The organism is Citricoccus sp. NR2 (genome assembly GCF_027594385.1).
Taxonomy (GTDB): Bacteria; Actinomycetota; Actinomycetes; order Actinomycetales; family Micrococcaceae; genus CmP2.
In genome coordinates, this window is record NZ_CP115154.1 from 2415948 (window position 1) to 2431747 (window position 15800).

The following is a 15800-nucleotide window of genomic DNA, read 5'->3' on the forward strand; positions in this document are numbered from 1 at the left end:
CGAGAAGGCGGTGGGGCGTGGTGTCATTGCTCGGGTCGGTCACGAGTGTAAGCCTAGTAGGTATGGAACAACACAGCACACCCTTCGGCGGGCTTGGGGACGGGATGACCATCGACGACCTGAATTCCCGCTCGCCCCTCTCCCACAAACTCGGCATCATCTTCACCGAACTCACCGTGGAGCGTGTGGTGGCCACGATGCCAGTCGAGGGTAACCAGCAATTCCTCGGACTCCTCCACGGGGGCGCGACACTCGCCCTAGCGGAGACGCTGGGCTCCGTCGCCGCCTTCTTGCACTCCCAGGGGCGCCCGGTGGTCGGCACGGAGCTGGGTGCGAGTCACCTGCGCTCGGCCCGCGAGGGGATCGTCATCGGCACCTGTGAGCCGATTCATCTTGGATCCACTCTCACCACGCACCTGATTACCGTGCGCGATGAGCAGCAGCGGGTGATCTCTAGCTGCCGAATGACGAATATGATTCTCGATCCAGACCGCGCTCGTGGATCCTCGGTTCCCGGGGCGGGCTCGGCCGCCGAGCCGACTGTTTAGTTCGCCGGCCCGCCGGATTCCTGAGCTGCGCGCGACTCCGGTGGTGTGAGCTGAGGGGGCAGCCCGGAGTCCTCGGCGAGCTCGTCAAAGTACCCGGGTCGCATCTCTGTGCCGATCAGGTAGCTGGCACGGGCGATGGCCATGGTGCCCACCGCGGAGGTGCCCAGTTGCAGGAAGATAATCAGTACCAGTTTCAGTACATCCGGAACGGTGGGCTGGTACAGCACGGCGCCCACCACGACCAGGATGATGCCGATACCGCCGGCGGTGCCCACCGCGGAGATGCGCATGAACGGGTCGGTGAAGCGCAGGACGCCCAGCGCCGCCGTCGCGAAGATCAACGCTCCGGCGACGACGACCACCTGGCCGATGATCTGAGATACGGTCAACAGGTCCATCAGCGTTTCCCCCTGGTGAGCGCGCGGGCCAGCGACATCGCGGATAAGAAGCCCACGATCGCGGCGATGAGCACGATGTCGAAGGTGAAGGTCCCGCCCATACGCACCCCGAATATGGCGATCATGCCGACGACGCCGAACATCAGCAGGTCACCGGCCACCGCACGGTCGGATTCCGTGGGGCCGATCAACATCCGGTAGGCGGCCACCAGCGAGACGATCAGGAGCAGGGCGAGGCCGATATCGAGTCCGAGGGTGCTCATGCCCGGTCCCCCTTCCGCCGCAAGGCATGTAGCATGCGTGATTCCATGACCGCGGTGTCGGCGCGCACCTCGTCGGCATCGTCGTTGTAGAGTGAGTGCACGTAGAGGATGCGGGTGCCGTCGTCGTCGATTCTGGTTCCTATCGTGAGGGTGCCCGGGGTCAGGGTGATCAGGGCGGAAAGCACCGTGATCTCGGTGTCGGTCGTGCACCGGGTGGACACCCGCGCAATGCCCGAGCGTGCGTCGATGCCCGGTGTCAGATTGTCCTTGAGCACGGCCCGGTTCGACTCCACCAGGGCTTTGGCGTACCAGAGGGAGAACACGAACAGCCGGAACGGCCAGGTCAGCCAGCTCATCCCGCGATCACCGCCTCAATGTAGGCGCTGGGATCCAACAGGCCGCCAGCGGCGACCTCCGCCCAGCCGAAGAGCAATTGTGCGCCCAGGCCGAAGGTGATGGTGACCAATGTGAGGACCACAGCCGGTGCCGCCAGTGAGGCGTTGATGCGTCGTCGTGGCGTCTCCTCGGCATGGACCGCTGTCTCGGTGTGTGACTGCGTCAGCGTCTGGGTGAGCGGTGCTGCACCCCGCGCCGAGCTACCTGCCGTCTCCGGGGTGAACCGGGATGGCATCACGTCGGGCAGTTCGTCGTCGTTCTTCTTCTCCCAGAACATGCCGGCCCAGATCTTCATCATGGAAACCAGGGTGATCAGCGACACCAGGATCATGCAGACGACGGCGAGAATCTCCCCACGCTCGACGGCGGCCAGCACCAGCATCAGCTTGGCGGCGAAACCGGAGAACGGTGGGATCCCGGCCATGGATAGGGCGGCGATAAAGAACGCGACGGCGATCACCGGTTCGGCGCGGGCCACTCCCCCGAGGTCGCCGATGGTACCGGTTCCGTAACGGACCTCGACCGCCCCTGTGGAGAGGAACAGCGCTGCCTTCACCACCATGTGATGGATGAGGTAGAAAATCCCGGCGGTTAGCCCGAGTTCGGTGAACAGAGCGACGCCGAGCAGGATATAGCCCAGCTGGGACACCATGTGGAACGCCAGAATCGACCGGGTGGTCTTCTCCCCGACGGCGCCGAGCACACCGATCACCATGGACAGGGAGAACAGCACCACGCCGACCCAGAGGAACCGGGTGTCGCCTCCGAAAACAATGGAGTAGATCCGGTAGATCCCGTAGATGGCGACCTTGGTGTGCAGTCCGGAAAACAGCGCGGTAATTGCCGGTGAGGTGGACGGATAGGATCGGGCCAACCAACCGTGCATCGGGACGACGGAGGCTTTGATTCCGAGGGCGAACAGGCAGATGGCTCCAGCCATGGCCACCGTGTCGTCGTGCTGGGCCGCTTCGGCCAGCAGTGCCAGATTGACCGTGCCGGCGGTGCCGTAGAGGAAGCCGACGCCAGCGAGGAAGACGGTGGACGTGAAGAGGTTCACGGTGACGTACAGGCGCGCCCCATCCACACGGCGCAGCGGTGTTTTACGGTTGGCGGAGAGCACGAAGAGCCCGTAAGAAGGCAAGAGCATAACCTCGAGGAACACGAACAGGTTGAACAGGTCCGCGGTCAACAGGGCACCGTTCACCCCGGTGGTCAGCACCAACACCAGGGGCGCGAAGAACATCGAGTTCGCGGCGTAGGAGGCATAGGAGAACCAGGTGCACACCAGCAGCAGAATGCTGGTGAAGGTCAGCATCAGCGCGGTGAACATATCCGCGGCGAACGGGATGGCAATGCCGGTGGGCCAGGGGCCGACGGCGTGGGCGATGGCGCCACCGTTGTCGGTGAAGGCGTAGATCATCACCACGCTGGCCACCAGCGAGAGCGCCTGATAGGCCGTCAGCACCATAGCGTGGATCCGGAGCCGGTTGCCCACCATGACTAGGATGCCGCCGAGCAGCATCGGGATGGCCACGAAGAGCGGCAGTCCGGCCGCCACGGCGTCGAGTGATTCGGGAGTGATCGTCATGATTCGTGGCCTCCCTTGCGTTCCAGTTCTTCTCTGATGATGCGTTCTCGTTCGCGTTGTTCTTCGTGTTGACGGCGGGACTCTTGCTCCTTGAGTTCCAGCACCTGGAGCACGTGGGTCTCCGTGGAGGGCAAGATAGCGTCCGAGGCGGCTTCCTGCACCACGCTGAGGTCGTCTCGGCGCCCGACAGTGAGATCGTCACGTCGTCCGGTGACGGCCAGGACCAGCATGAAGATGGTGATCGAGAACGCGATGACGATGGCGGTGAGCACGAACGCCTGGGGTAGCGGATCGGCCATCACGGAGACGTCCTCGGCGGTGCCGAAGGGTTCTTGACGCCGGTCCGTGCCACCGGCAGCCATCAGAATCAGGTTGCCCGCGTGTCCCAGCAACACGAATCCCAGGATGACTCGCAGCATTTCGCGCTTGGTGAAGAGGTAGACCGCGCCGGCGGTGAGCAGTCCTACGGTGATCGCCAGGGTCATGATTCCCCCTTCCCTGGTGTGTGCTGTTGTTCGGTCGCGGCGTCTCCGCGCTGGCGGTTCGCCGTCATCATCAAGGATTCGTGCCGTGATTGGTTCAGGGCGTCTTGGTAGATCACCGGAATCGCCCCGGTGCGCGGGTTGTCCTCAGGCACGGGTGGAGACGAGGAACCCCATACGCCGTGACGTCCGGGCCGTTCGCGACCGAGCAGGTTGAAAGCGGCGAGAATGACGCCGAGCACCGCCAGGTACACGCCGACGTCGAAAATCAGCGCGCTGTTCAGGTGGATGCCGAACAGTTCGGTGTGCAACGGGGTGAGGAAGGAGCCCTTCACCAGTCCGACGAGTCCGATGCCCGAGCCGGTCACAATGCCGGCGCCGATGAGGGTGAGGTAGGGCCAGCGGATCGGGGCGCTTTCGTCGTCCAGGGCGCCGATGTAGAGCAGCGCGAACGCCGCACCACCGATCAGCGCGGAGATAAATCCGCCGCCGGGTTCGTTGTGTCCACGCACCAGCGTGACGAGGGAGAACACGAACATCAGCGGGGCCGCCACCTTGGTGAACGTGCGGATGTAGACGCTGTTGGGCACCGCGTCGGCGAGCACCGATTTCATATTCACCGGTGTCTGGCGCACCGAGTCCGGATCCCGTGAGGCCAGCAGTGCGGCGACCGCGAGTCCGGCCACGCCCAGCACCGTGAGTTCACCGAGGGTATCCAGGGCACGGAACTCGACCAGAATGGTGTTAACGATGTTGGCGCCGCCGGTGGTTTCCTCGCCGTGCTGTAAGAAGTACAGAGCCGGTTCGGAAATATCGCGGCGACCGGTGAGCGCCCACACGCCGAGCCCGGCAGCAAGACCAGCCCCCACGGCAATCACGGCGGCCGGAATGGCACGGCCGCGTCGCTCGGTGTCGAACCGTGCCGGGAGGCGCTTCAACAGCAGCACCATCACGCACACGGTGAGAATCTCGACGAGCAACTGGGTCAGTGCCACGTCCACGGAGCCCAGCGCGAAGAACCAGAGCGTGACGCCGAAACCGACCACACCCACCACGACGACGGCGGAAATGCGGGTCTTGGCGCGCACCGTGGTGAGCACGCCCGCAGCAACCAGGGTCACCAGCAGCCAGTCCAGGGGTTGCGCGGTCTCTCCCACCACCTCGGGCAGCGGTCCCAGCGCGAACACACCGACGAGGGCGAGCACCGGCAGGCAAGCACACAGGACGATCAAGTGCAGTCCCGGGTTCTGCCCCGGGGTCCAGCCACCGACCCGCACGCCCACCTCGATCATGGCGGTACGAATGTTTTCCACCGCACGCAGCCCGGAAATCTTCATGCCGCGGGGAACGAGCGCTTCCTCGACCCTGCGACGTTGCCAGATGAGCAGCCCGCCGGCCAGGAACACCGATGCCGAGATCAGCAGCGGCGCGTTCACCCCGTGCCACAAGGCCAGATGCACATCGGCGCCGGCGTTGGACACTATCGTTACGGCGTCAGTGGCAAGGGTGTCCAGCAACATCGGGGCGAGGCCCAATACGACGCCGGCGGCGGCCAACATCCAGGGGATGATCCAGAACGTCACCGGGGCTTCGGTCACGACGCGCGGAGCCGACGCGTCCGGCGCCTGGGCGCGCGGCGAGTTGGGGGCCGGACGGTACTTGCCCAGGGCTCCGATCACCAGTCGTCCCGAATAGGTCAGCGTGAACACCGAGGTGACCGCGATCCAGGCGGTCAACAGGACGCCGATTCCGCCGCCCCAAGGAGCATCCAGCGAGGCTTCGAACATCGATTCCTTGGATACGAAGCCCAGCAACGGCGGCAACCCGGCCATAGACGTTGCGCCCAGAATGATGGCGAGGTGTGTGGATCCGGTACGCAACTTTTGGTGTGCCAGCAGCCGCATATCGCGGGTGCCTGCTTCGTGGTCCAGCGTGCCGACTGCCATGAACAACGCTGACTTGAACAGGGCGTGGGCAATGGTGTGCACCACCGCGGCCTGAAGGGCCGTCGCCGTGCCGATGCCGATCAGCATGACGAGTAGGCCCAGCTGGCTCATCGTCGAATACGCCAGCAGTTCCTTCAGATCGTACCGACGCACCGCTGCCACTGCCCCGAAAAGTGCGGTGATTCCGCCGGCCGCAATGAGCAGAATGTTCCAGGTCAAAACCGTTGACAGTGCTGAGGAGAACAGCAGGAGCAGGAAGATGCCCGCCTTCACCATGGCCGCTGCGTGCAGGTAGGCCGACACCGGCGAAATGGCAACCATCGAGTCCGGCAACCAGGCCTGGAATGGGAACTGTGCCGACTTCGTCAGTGCCGCCGTTCCCAGCAGGACGGCGAGCATGGCGGCCAGTACCGGATCCTGCCACATGTCCGAGGCGAGCACCTCGCTGATGCGGGTCGTCCCGGAATCGATGATCATCACACACACCGCGGTCAGCAGGCAGAGACCACCAGCAACCGTGACGAGCAGTGTACGGATGGCAGGCTGACGGGCCAAGGCACCAGATCGAGCAATCAGGAAAAACGACGTCAGTGTCGTCGCTTCCCACGCCACATAGAGCACCACCAGGTCGTCAGCCAGCACCAGTAGCAGCATGGCCAGGGCAAAGAGGCACATCAACAGGTAGAACGAGATGATCTTCTTCGATCCCAGGTACCGCGCCGAATAGAACAGCACGGCGGCGCCGATCACCAGCACGATCATCGAGAACAGGTAGCTCAGCCCGGTCAGATGTAGATGAAGCCCGACGCCGAGGCCAGGAATCCAGGGGTAACTCTCGGTGAGGGAGCCCTCTGCGCCGAACCATTCAGCGCTGAGCAGCGCTGCCGCGCCCGCCAGGGGTACCCACAGCACCCATCCAGCGTTGCGTCCCAGGCCTTTGGCTAGGGGGGCGGCCAGCAGAACCGCTAGGCCGACGATAAGTATTGATACGAGGAGCACTCTTCCGCCTTGTGTCGTCTCGTGTGGACCAGTCCGTGGTGAACCTGTCCCTCACATCATCATCGACGACGAAAACGGACCGGCTCAGCGACACTCAGACCGGCGGAAGGCCAGAGAGCAGGGGTCCCCAAGAGTTGATGTGTCCGTTCGTACCTTCGGGTGGAAGAATCCAGAATTTTGGAACGAACCCATGGCTCGAGCACTGTGGGTGAGACATGAGATCGTTCCTTTCTCTGATGGACCAATGGACAGGGTCAGCGAGATAACAGTATCGCGCCGCTACACACTGTACGTGATGAGACTCTCATCCCTCCACGCCCGTGAGCCAAGTGGGGAAAATATTTCGCGACCCCTCCCAGCTGAGGCGTACATCCACAACGAACAAGAGAGCATCCTCGTGAGTGAGGAGTGCTCCCTTGCGCTGTTTCAGCCGGTGTGCCCGAAGTGGGACTCGAACCCACACATCTTTCGATACCGCATTTTGAGTGCGGCGCGTCTGCCAGTTCCGCCATTCGGGCTGGGGCAACTTGACTATCTTACATGCTCACACGGGGTCCCGCCGAAACCGAGTAGTCTTAGTAAGTCCATCGACGCCGACCGTCTCGAGGAGATCCATGTCCGAACAGAATTCTTTTGACCAGGTCGCCGCGGAGCACGACGTGTCGGGCGAGGCCCCAGCGAAACTTCGAGTACTCGTTGCCGAGGATGAGACCATCATCCGTCTGGACATCGTAGAGACCCTGCAATCACAGGGCTACGACGTCGTCGGGCAGACCGACAACGGCCAGAAAGCCGTTGAGCTGGCAGAGGCGCTCTCCCCCGACCTCATCCTGATGGACATTTCGATGCCGATCATGGACGGGCTTTCTGCCACCGCACTGATCTCTGAGCAGAAAATCGCCCCGGTCGTGATGTTGACGGCGTTCAGCCAGCGCGACCTGATCGAGCAAGCGCGTGAGGCCGGCGTCATGGCGTACCTTGTGAAGCCCTTCAGCGAGAAGGATCTGGTTCCCGCCATCGAGCTTGCCGTGGCGCGTTTCGACGAGCTACGTGCATTAGAAGCCGAAGTCACCGACCTGAACGAGCGTTTTGCGACGCGGAAGCTCGTTGACCGTGCGAAGAACCTGCTGATGACATCCTTGGAAATCACCGAGCCCGAGGCATTCCGCTGGATTCAGAAGACCTCTATGGACCGCCGTCTCACTATGCGTGAAGTCGCACAGACCGTCGTCGACCAGATGGGGGAGTAAAACTTTCCCCTACACTGTGCCGAACACTGTGCCGACTTATCCGTTGCAGCCCCAAGCAGTGGATCCTGGGGTGCAGGGTTCGGCGACGTTGCGGGTTTTTGCTCGCCAGATAACGGCCTGCTGGGTTTCTGCCGCCACGGCCAGGGCAAAAAGGTGGGCCCCCGGTCATATGACCAGGGGCCCACCTTGTTGAGAAACGGGGGTGTCAGAGCGGGGAACGCTCCGGCCAAACACCGAGTGGTTCGCGATACGGCGGCTCAACCGGTTCGGCAATGGTTTCGGGATCGACTCGGGTGTTATTGAGATCGGTCAGGTCGCCGATGCGGTGCACCTTCAGAATGTTGGTGGAACCGGCCTGTCCGGGAGGCGAACCTGCGGCGATCACGACCAGATCGTTGAGATCGGCGAGCCCCTCCTTGAGCAGTTCGCGATCGACCTGCGCCGTCATCTTGTCGGTGGAATCCACGAAGGGAACGATCCGCGGCGTCACACCCCACGACAGGCACAGGATGTTGTGGGTGTGGCGGACATGGGTGAAGGCGTACACCATCTGACGCGGGCGCAGGCGGGACAGACGACGTGCGGAATCTCCGGACTGGGTGAAGCACGCCAGGAACGGCACGTCGAGGCGGTCGGCAATGTCGACGGCGGCGCGGGTAATGGCACCGCCGCGCGTCTTCGGCCGTGAGCCCAGCGGCTGGATGCGCTCGAGCCCGTGGGTCTCAGTGGATTCGATGATCTCCGCCATGGTGCGTACGGTCTCGATCGGGTACTTCCCCACCGAGGTCTCGCCCGAGAGCATGACAGCGTCGGCGCCGTCGAGCACCGCGTTGGCGCAGTCGGAGGCCTCGGCGCGGGTGGGACGCGGGTTGTCGATCATCGACTCCAGCACCTGGGTGGCCACGATGACCGGCTTAGCCCAGCGGCGGGCCAGCTCAATGGCTTCCTTTTGGACCAGCGGCACTTCCTGCAGGGGCAGCTCGACGCCGAGATCGCCGCGGGCCACCATAATCGCGTCGAACGCGTCCACGATCTCGCGCAGGTGCTCCACGGCTTGGGGCTTCTCGAGTTTGGCGATGACCGGGACCTTGCGGCCCTCTTCAGCCATGATTTCGTGCACCCGGGTGATGTCGGCGGCGTCGCGGACGAACGAGAGAGCGACCATGTCCACGCCGGTGCGCAGCGCCCAGCGGAGATCGTCTTCGTCTTTCTCGCTGAGCGCCGGCACGTTCACGGCGACACCGGGCAGGTTGATGCCCTTGTTGTCGGATACCGCACCACCGACCACGGTCTCGGTGACGACAGAATCGTCCGTGACCTCGACGGCGCGTAGGGTGACCTTGCCGTCGTCGACGAGCAGCAGGTCGCCCACTTCGACGTCGCCGGGCAGGCCCTTGAAGGTGGTGGAGCAGATTTTCTGGTCACCCTGGATATCGCGGACCGTGATCGTGAACCGATCCCCCGGCGCCAGCACGTGTGGCCCCTGGGCGAAACGGCCCAATCGGATCTTCGGGCCCTGCAGGTCCGCGAAAATCGCTACAGGACGCTTCAGATCCTCCGATGCCTGACGCACGGTGGCGTAGGTTTCCTCATGCACGGCGTGGTCACCGTGGCTCATGTTCAACCGGGCGACGTCGACCCCGGCTTCGAGCAACGCTCGGGTGGTGTCATAGCCCTGGGTGGCTGGTCCAAATGTGGCAACGATCTTCGCGTGTCTCATACCCTCTACCCTATGTCGGATGGCGCGCCACAGTAACGTGCCGTAGCCGGTTTTTTTGATGTTCGCCCCCGGTTCACGATGGGAGTCAGACCCCCAGCCCGATCGGCTGCGTATTCGCCGGGATCGGTGAGGGCAACGCGGACCAGCCCTCGAGATACTTGTCCACCGCGGCGGCACAGGCGCGTCCCTCCGCAATGGCCCAGACCACCAGGGAGGCACCACGGCCGGCATCGCCCGCCACGAAGATTCCTTCGTGGTCGGTCATGTAAGAAGCGGCACGGGCAATGGTGTTGCGCTGCGTCGTCGTCACCGAGGTTTGTGCGGAGAGCAATTCGGTCTCCACACCGGTGAATCCCAGGGCCAGCAGCACCAGGTCGGCGCGGATCTCGCGCTCGGTGCCGGCCTTGGGAACGCGTCGACCGTCGGGAAGGTACTCGGTTTCGGCGACCTTCAGCGCACGCACGCGTCCGTTCTCGTCACCTAAGAACTCGACGGTGGACGCCAGATAGGTGCGTTCCCCACCCTCTTCATGCGATTCGGCGATCTCGAATAGCTGCGGCGCCATGGGCCAGGGCTGATGCTCCGGGCGCTCGGTGGGCGGCTGGACGCCGATGGCCAGGGTGGTCACGGAGGCCGCACCCTGACGGTGGGCGGTGCCGATGCAGTCCGCACCGGTGTCGCCGCCACCCAGGATGATGACGTGCTTGCCCTCCGCGCTGATCTGATCTGGAACGGTGTCCCCGTTGACCACCCGGTTGGACTGCACCAGGTAGTCCATGGCGACGTGGATGCCGTCGAGCCCGCGGCCCGGAATGGGCAATTCGCGCGGCACGGGCGCACCCGTAGTCACGATGACAGCGTCGTAACGGTTGCGCAGCTCGTCCCAGGCGATGTCGGTACCGATCTCGACCTGGGTACGGAACTGGGTGCCTTCGGCCTCCATCTGGGCCAGGCGCCGGTCGAGAATGTCCTTCTCCATCTTGAAATCCGGGATCCCGTACCGCAACAGTCCCCCGATACGGTCGTCGCGCTCATAGACGACGACGGTGAATCCGGCGCGCGTCAGTTGCTGGGCGGCGGCCAAACCGGCGGGGCCGGAGCCGACGACGGCCACGGTGTGGTGATTCTGCCGGTGTGGGACCACCGGTTCCAGCCAGTCCTGATCGAAGATCTGGTCGGCGATGGAAACCTCGGTCTGCTTGATGGTGACGGCGGGCTGGTTGATGCCCAGCACGCAGGCGGACTCGCAGGGGGCCGGGCAGATGCGCCCGGTGACCTCCGGAAAGTTGTTGGTGGCGTGCAACCGTGCCCCGGCCTCTTCCCATTGGCCGCGGCGCACCAAGTCGTTCCACTCGGGGATCAGGTTCCCCAACGGGCAGCCGGTGTGGCAGAACGGGATGCCGCAGTCCATGCACCGCCCTGCTTGGGTTTTCACGGTCGCCTCGTTGGGCCGGACGTGGACGTCCTTGAAGTCCATAATCCGTACTGGGACGGGACGCGAGGGACGGTCCTGACGTTCGGTGATTTTCAAAAATCCGCGGGGATCAGCCATGAGTAGCCTCCAAGATTCGGTTCCAGACGGCGTCGCCGTTGGGGTCAAGCCCTTCCGCCATCGCATGGTCACGTGCCTCCAACACGGCGGCGAAGTCGCGGGGCAGCAGCTTGGTGATGCGGTTCAGGGTGCCGGAGAGATCCGCGAGTAGCCGCGGCGCCAGCTGTGATGTGGTTTCGGCGGCGTAGCGGGTGAGCAGGTCGGTGACCCGTTCGACGTCGTCGGAGTCGAGGTGGTCGATGACGAGCAGTTCACCGGTGGACACCGCCAGCGGGTTCAGCAGCTCCCGCTTGAAGTCCAAGACATAGGCGGTGCCTCCGGAGAAGCCTGCGCCAAAGTTACGTCCGGTGGGTCCCAGGATCAGCGCGGTGCCCCCGGTCATGTACTCGCAGCCGTGGTCGCCGATGCCCTCGACCACCGCGGTGGCCCCGGAATTGCGCACCAGGAATCGCTCCCCGACCTGACCGGCCAGGAACATCTCACCGGAAGTCGCGCCGTAGCCGATCACATTACCGGCGACGACGTTCTCGCCCGGGTCAAACACAGCAGATTCGTCCGGATGCACCACGATGCGGCCGCCGGAGAGCCCCTTACCCACGTAGTCGTTAGCTTCGCCCGACAGGCGTAGGGTCACCCCGGAGGGCAGGAACGCCCCGAGCGACTGACCGGCCTCACCACGCAGCCGCACGGTGATCACGTCGTCGTCGAGCTCATCATCCAGGCGCGCAGAGGTGACGTGGTATCCGAGCATGGTGCCCACGGCCCGGTCGGTATTGATGACGTCGAGGCTGATCTCGGTGGGTGTGCCGTGCGCGATGGCCGGTTCGGCGTGGTGGATCAGCTGGTGGTCGAAATGCTGGTCCAACTCATGGTTCTGACCGGTGGCCCGGCGCAGCGCGGTGCCCTGATCGGTGAGTGCCACGGCGTCGTACCCCTCCAAAATCGGAGCCAGGTCCAGTCCCTCCGACTTCCAGTGTTGCTTGGCCGCGTCCATGTCAAGCACTTCCAGGTGACCGATGGCTTCGTCCAGGGAACGGAAGCCGAGTTCGGCCAGGTATTCACGTACCTGCTGAGCGATGAACTCGAAGAAGTTGATCACGAATTCGGGCTTGCCGGTGAAGCGACTGCGCAGGGTTGGGTTCTGGGTGGCCACACCGACGGGGCAGGTGTCGAGGTGGCAAACGCGCATCATGATGCATCCTGAAACCACCAGTGGCGCGGTGGCGAAACCGAATTCTTCGGCTCCGAGCAGAGCGGCGATCACGACGTCACGACCGGTTTTCAGCTGCCCATCAACCTGCACGGTCACCCGGTCACGCAACCCGTTGAGCAACAGGGTCTGCTGGGCTTCGGCCAGGCCGAGTTCCCACGGGGCACCGGCGTGCTTGAGCGAATTCAGTGGGGAGGCGCCGGTACCGCCGTCATGCCCGGAAATGAGCACGACGTCGGCCTTGGCCTTGGTGACCCCGGCAGCCACGGTTCCCACGCCGTGCTCGGAAACGAGCTTGACGTGAACCCGCGACGCCGGGTTGGAGCGCTTCAGATCGTAGATCAGTTCCGCGAGGTCCTCGATGGAGTAGATATCGTGGTGTGGCGGCGGCGACACCAGGGTCACCCCTGGGGTGGAATGCCGGGTCTTGGCCACCCATGGATACACCTTGGTGCCCATCAGCTGGCCGCCCTCCCCCGGCTTGGCGCCCTGGGCGAGCTTGATCTGCAGGTCATCTGCCGTCGCCAGGTACAAACTGGTGACCCCGAATCGCCCGGAGGCGATCTGCTTGATAGCGGAGCGACGTTCCGGATCGAGCAGGCGCTCCGGATCTTCGCCCCCCTCACCGGAGTTCGACTTACCGCCGAGTCGGTTCATGGCGATAGCCAGTGTTTCGTGCGCCTCCTGGGAAATCGAGCCATAGCTCATGGCCCCGGTGGAGAAGCGTTTCACGATCTCGGAGACGGGTTCCACTTCGGAGATCGGCACCGCCGGTCGCTGACCTGATTTGAAGGTCAACAGTCCGCGCAGGGTCATCAGGTCGGCGGCCTGGTTGTCTACCAGCTCGGTGTACTGACGGAAAATGTCGTAGCGGCGGGTGCGGGTGGCGTGCTGCAGCCGGAATACGGTCTCGGGGTTGAACAGATGCGGCGGACCTTCGCGGCGCCACTGGTATTCACCTCCGGTCTCGAGTTCGCGGTACGGGTCGATGTCGTTGCCATCCAGTGGATAAGCAGCCCGGTGACGCTGAGCAGCCTCAGCCGCAATCACGTCCAGGCCCACTCCGCCCATTGGCGAGTACGTGCCGGTGAAGTAGCGGTCCACCAGGCGCTGGGACAAGCCCATGGCTTCAAAGGTTTGCGCCCCGGAGTACGAGGAAACCGTGGAGATTCCCATTTTGGACATGATCTTCTGCACGCCCTTGCCGAGCGCTTTGATCAGGTTCTTGACGGCATCCTCGGTGCTGACCCCGGTGATCTCCTCGCGGCGCACCAGGTCCTCAGCCGATTCCATGGCCAGATAGGGGTTCACGGCGGATGCGCCGAATCCGATCAGCACGGCCACGTGGTGGACCTCGCGCACGTCGCCGGCCTCGACGAGCAGGGAGGTCTTGGTCCGGTTGGCAGAGTTGAGCAGGTGGTGGTGCACCGCGGAGGTTAACAGTAGCGACGGGATCGGAGCCCACGCGGCGTTGGAATCGCGGTCGGAGAGCACTACGTACTTCACGCCGCGGTTCACGGCGGCCGAGACTTGCTCGCAGATTTCTTGCAGCCGACGGCGGAGTTCTTCCGCCCCACCATCGGGACGGTACAGCCCGCGGACCTTCAGAGTCTGCTTGGTACCGTGCTCGTCGCGACGGTGCAGAATCCGGGCGACCTGCACATTGTCGAGCACCGGGAAGTCGAGGTTGATCTGTTCGGTGGTCACCTGCTCCGTGGACAACAGGTTGCCCTGGGGCCCGATGCCGGTGCGCATGGAGGTCACGAGTTCCTCACGGATGGCGTCCAGGGGTGGGTTGGTGACCTGGGCGAAGGACTGGGTGAAATAGTCGAAAAGCAGCCGCGGACGCTTCGAGAGCACGGCAATCGGCGTGTCGGTACCCATGGCGCCCAGGGGTTCGGCGCCCGTGCGGGCCATGGGACCCACGAGGATGCGCAGTTCTTCGGTGGTGTACCCGAACGTCCGCTGGCGTAGTTTCACCGACGCCGAGGAGGCGCGCACGTGCTCGCGTTGGGGTAGCGATTCCAAGGGCAGCAGGTTCTTCTCGACCCACTGGGCCCAGGGCCGGCTAGTGGCAACGTCGTTCTTGATCTCCTCGTCCGGGATGATGCGGCCCTGTTCGGTGTCGACGAGGAACATCTGACCGGGCTGCACGCGGCCCTTGCGCACAATCTCGGCCGGGTCGATACGCACGACGCCGACTTCCGAAGCCAACACGACGAGCCCGTCGCGAGTCTCCCAATAGCGGGCCGGCCGCAGGCCGTTGCGGTCGAGCACGGCTCCGGCCACCACGCCGTCGGTGAAGGACACGGCGGCCGGCCCGTCCCAGGGTTCCATGAACATGGAATGGTACTGGTAGAACGCCCGGCGGTCCGGATCCATGGCGGCGTGATTCTCCCACGCCTCCGGGATCATCATCATGATCGCTTGCGGCAGCGGCCGGCCCGAGAGCATCAGCAGCTCGGCGACTTCATCGAACGAGGCGGAATCCGAGGCACCGGGGGTGCAGATCGGGAACAGCGACTCCGGCTCATCTCCCAACAGCGGGGACAGCAGCTGGGACTGCCGGGCCCGCATCCAGTTCCGGTTGCCCTTCACCGTGTTGATTTCACCGTTGTGGGCGATCGTGCGGAACGGCTGGGCCAGCGGCCAGGACGGGAACGTGTTGGTGGAGAACCGAGAGTGCACGATCGCTAGGCGAGTGGCGAAACGCTCATCGGAGAGGTCCTGGTAGAACGGCTCCAGCTGGGCGGTGGTGAGCATGCCCTTGTAGACGATGGTGCTGGTCGACAGCGATGCGAAGTACACCCCGTGCTTGTTCTGGGCCCGCTTGCGCAGTCGGAACACCCGGGCGCTGAGGCTGGCACCAATCGGGGATTCATCCACTCGATCTTCGGTGCCGGGCGCCATCGTCACGAACAACTGCCGCAGAGTGGGCTTGGTGGCCCGCGAACCGGAACCGAGCGTGTCTTCGTCCACGGGTACTTCACGCCAACCGAGCACCTGGAGATCTTCGTCCTGGGCGAGTTCTTCGAGTTCGGCGACGGCGGCAGCACAACTCGGCTCTTCCTGGGGCAGGAAGGCGATGCCGACGGCGTAATGGCCAGGCTCGGGAAGGGTGAAATCGACGACGGCGCGGAAGAAACCGTCCGGCATCTGCAGCAAGATGCCGGCACCGTCACCGGTGCCTTCGTCCGCTCCCACCGCACCGCGGTGCTCGAGGGCACGCAGGGCGGTCAGTGCGTGGTCAACGACCTGATGGGTGGGTCCGCCGCGCAGGGTGGCGATCATCGCTAGCCCGCAATTGTCCTTTTCCGTGGCGGGATCGTAAAGCCCCTGAGCCGGCGGAATCTGAGCGAAGCGGGTGAACGGGTTGAGAGAGTTCTCGGGGTCCGTCATACTGCATCCCTTCTGTGTGAGCTGTGCTCTCCAAAAGGGGACGCCGTTG

Annotated in this window: 11 protein-coding genes and 1 tRNA gene; 2 read left to right on the forward strand and 10 right to left on the reverse strand. The window is 64.1% G+C overall.

Features of this window, described 5'->3' with window-relative positions; all coding sequences use genetic code 11:
• Positions 1-62 precede the first annotated feature (62 nt).
• Positions 63-548: a hotdog fold thioesterase gene (locus O1A05_RS11245; protein ID WP_270105297.1), complete on the forward strand. Its 486-nt coding sequence runs from the start codon at positions 63-65 to the stop codon at positions 546-548.
• On the opposite strand, the gene O1A05_RS11250 is transcribed toward O1A05_RS11245, so the two are convergent.
• The 7 genes from O1A05_RS11250 to O1A05_RS11280 all read right to left on the reverse strand — a co-directional run bounded on the left by O1A05_RS11250 (position 545) and on the right by O1A05_RS11280 (position 7138).
• Entirely contained in the window at positions 545-946 is a 402-nt protein-coding gene (locus O1A05_RS11250) for a cation:proton antiporter (RefSeq protein ID WP_270105298.1), read from the reverse strand. The two genes, O1A05_RS11245 and O1A05_RS11250, sit on opposite strands and share 4 nt — an antisense overlap.
• Positions 946-1209: a monovalent cation/H+ antiporter complex subunit F gene (locus O1A05_RS11255; RefSeq protein WP_270105299.1), complete on the reverse strand. Its 264-nt coding sequence runs from the start codon at positions 1207-1209 to the stop codon at positions 946-948. Before O1A05_RS11255 ends, O1A05_RS11250 begins: the two co-directional genes overlap by 1 nt.
• Positions 1206-1565 carry a Na+/H+ antiporter subunit E gene (locus O1A05_RS11260; RefSeq protein WP_270105300.1) on the reverse strand — a complete coding sequence of 120 codons (360 nt, stop codon included), beginning with the start codon at positions 1563-1565 and terminating at the stop codon, positions 1206-1208. Before O1A05_RS11260 ends, O1A05_RS11255 begins: the two co-directional genes overlap by 4 nt.
• Positions 1562-3193, reverse strand: a complete 1632-nt coding sequence (locus O1A05_RS11265) for a monovalent cation/H+ antiporter subunit D family protein (protein WP_270105301.1) — start codon at positions 3191-3193, stop codon at positions 1562-1564. Before O1A05_RS11265 ends, O1A05_RS11260 begins: the two co-directional genes overlap by 4 nt.
• The gene (locus tag O1A05_RS11270; RefSeq protein ID WP_270105302.1) at positions 3190-3678 is read right to left on the reverse strand and encodes a cation:proton antiporter subunit C; all 489 of its coding nucleotides are present in this window, start codon (positions 3676-3678) and stop codon (positions 3190-3192) included. The genes O1A05_RS11265 and O1A05_RS11270 overlap by 4 nt, the downstream gene beginning before the upstream one ends.
• Complete coding sequence (locus tag O1A05_RS11275; protein ID WP_270105303.1) at positions 3675-6620, reverse strand: DUF4040 family protein; 2946 nt, start codon at positions 6618-6620, stop codon at positions 3675-3677. Before O1A05_RS11275 ends, O1A05_RS11270 begins: the two co-directional genes overlap by 4 nt.
• Before the next feature lie 436 nt (positions 6621-7056).
• Positions 7057-7138 (reverse strand) — tRNA-Leu (locus O1A05_RS11280).
• Positions 7139-7234: 96 nt separating this feature from the next.
• Here O1A05_RS11280 and O1A05_RS11285 point away from each other — a divergent pair.
• Entirely contained in the window at positions 7235-7870 is a 636-nt protein-coding gene (locus O1A05_RS11285; RefSeq protein WP_270105304.1) for an ANTAR domain-containing response regulator, read from the forward strand.
• 205 nt (positions 7871-8075) lie between these two features.
• Here the strand turns inward: O1A05_RS11285 and pyk are convergent, their stop codons facing one another.
• The 3 genes from pyk to gltB form a co-directional block, all read right to left on the reverse strand.
• Positions 8076-9590, reverse strand: a complete 1515-nt coding sequence (pyk, locus tag O1A05_RS11290) for a pyruvate kinase (protein WP_270105305.1) — start codon at positions 9588-9590, stop codon at positions 8076-8078.
• A gap of 85 nt (positions 9591-9675) precedes the next feature.
• The gene (locus O1A05_RS11295; protein WP_270105306.1) at positions 9676-11142 is read right to left on the reverse strand and encodes a glutamate synthase subunit beta; all 1467 of its coding nucleotides are present in this window, start codon (positions 11140-11142) and stop codon (positions 9676-9678) included.
• Positions 11135-15751 (reverse strand): glutamate synthase large subunit, encoded by a 4617-nt coding sequence (gene gltB, locus O1A05_RS11300; protein ID WP_270105308.1) that lies wholly within the window; start codon positions 15749-15751, stop codon positions 11135-11137. The genes O1A05_RS11295 and gltB overlap by 8 nt, the downstream gene beginning before the upstream one ends.
• Positions 15752-15800: the final 49 nt, after the last annotated feature.

What these genes read in the sequence shown, in the direction of transcription:
- pyk (WP_270105305.1), bottom strand. Translation starts at nt 9,590, where the DNA reads ATGAGACACGCGAAGATCGTTGCCACATTTGGACCAGCCACCCAGGGC.
- O1A05_RS11265 (WP_270105301.1), bottom strand. Translation starts at nt 3,193, where the DNA reads ATGACGATCACTCCCGAATCACTCGACGCCGTGGCGGCCGGACTGCCG.
- O1A05_RS11245 (WP_270105297.1), top strand. Translation starts at nt 63, where the DNA reads ATGGAACAACACAGCACACCCTTCGGCGGGCTTGGGGACGGGATGACC.
- O1A05_RS11285 (WP_270105304.1), top strand. Translation starts at nt 7,235, where the DNA reads ATGTCCGAACAGAATTCTTTTGACCAGGTCGCCGCGGAGCACGACGTG.
- O1A05_RS11260 (WP_270105300.1), bottom strand. Translation starts at nt 1,565, where the DNA reads ATGAGCTGGCTGACCTGGCCGTTCCGGCTGTTCGTGTTCTCCCTCTGG.
- O1A05_RS11250 (WP_270105298.1), bottom strand. Translation starts at nt 946, where the DNA reads ATGGACCTGTTGACCGTATCTCAGATCATCGGCCAGGTGGTCGTCGTC.
- O1A05_RS11295 (WP_270105306.1), bottom strand. Translation starts at nt 11,142, where the DNA reads ATGGCTGATCCCCGCGGATTTTTGAAAATCACCGAACGTCAGGACCGT.
- O1A05_RS11270 (WP_270105302.1), bottom strand. Translation starts at nt 3,678, where the DNA reads ATGACCCTGGCGATCACCGTAGGACTGCTCACCGCCGGCGCGGTCTAC.
- gltB (WP_270105308.1), bottom strand. Translation starts at nt 15,751, where the DNA reads ATGACGGACCCCGAGAACTCTCTCAACCCGTTCACCCGCTTCGCTCAG.
- O1A05_RS11255 (WP_270105299.1), bottom strand. Translation starts at nt 1,209, where the DNA reads ATGAGCACCCTCGGACTCGATATCGGCCTCGCCCTGCTCCTGATCGTC.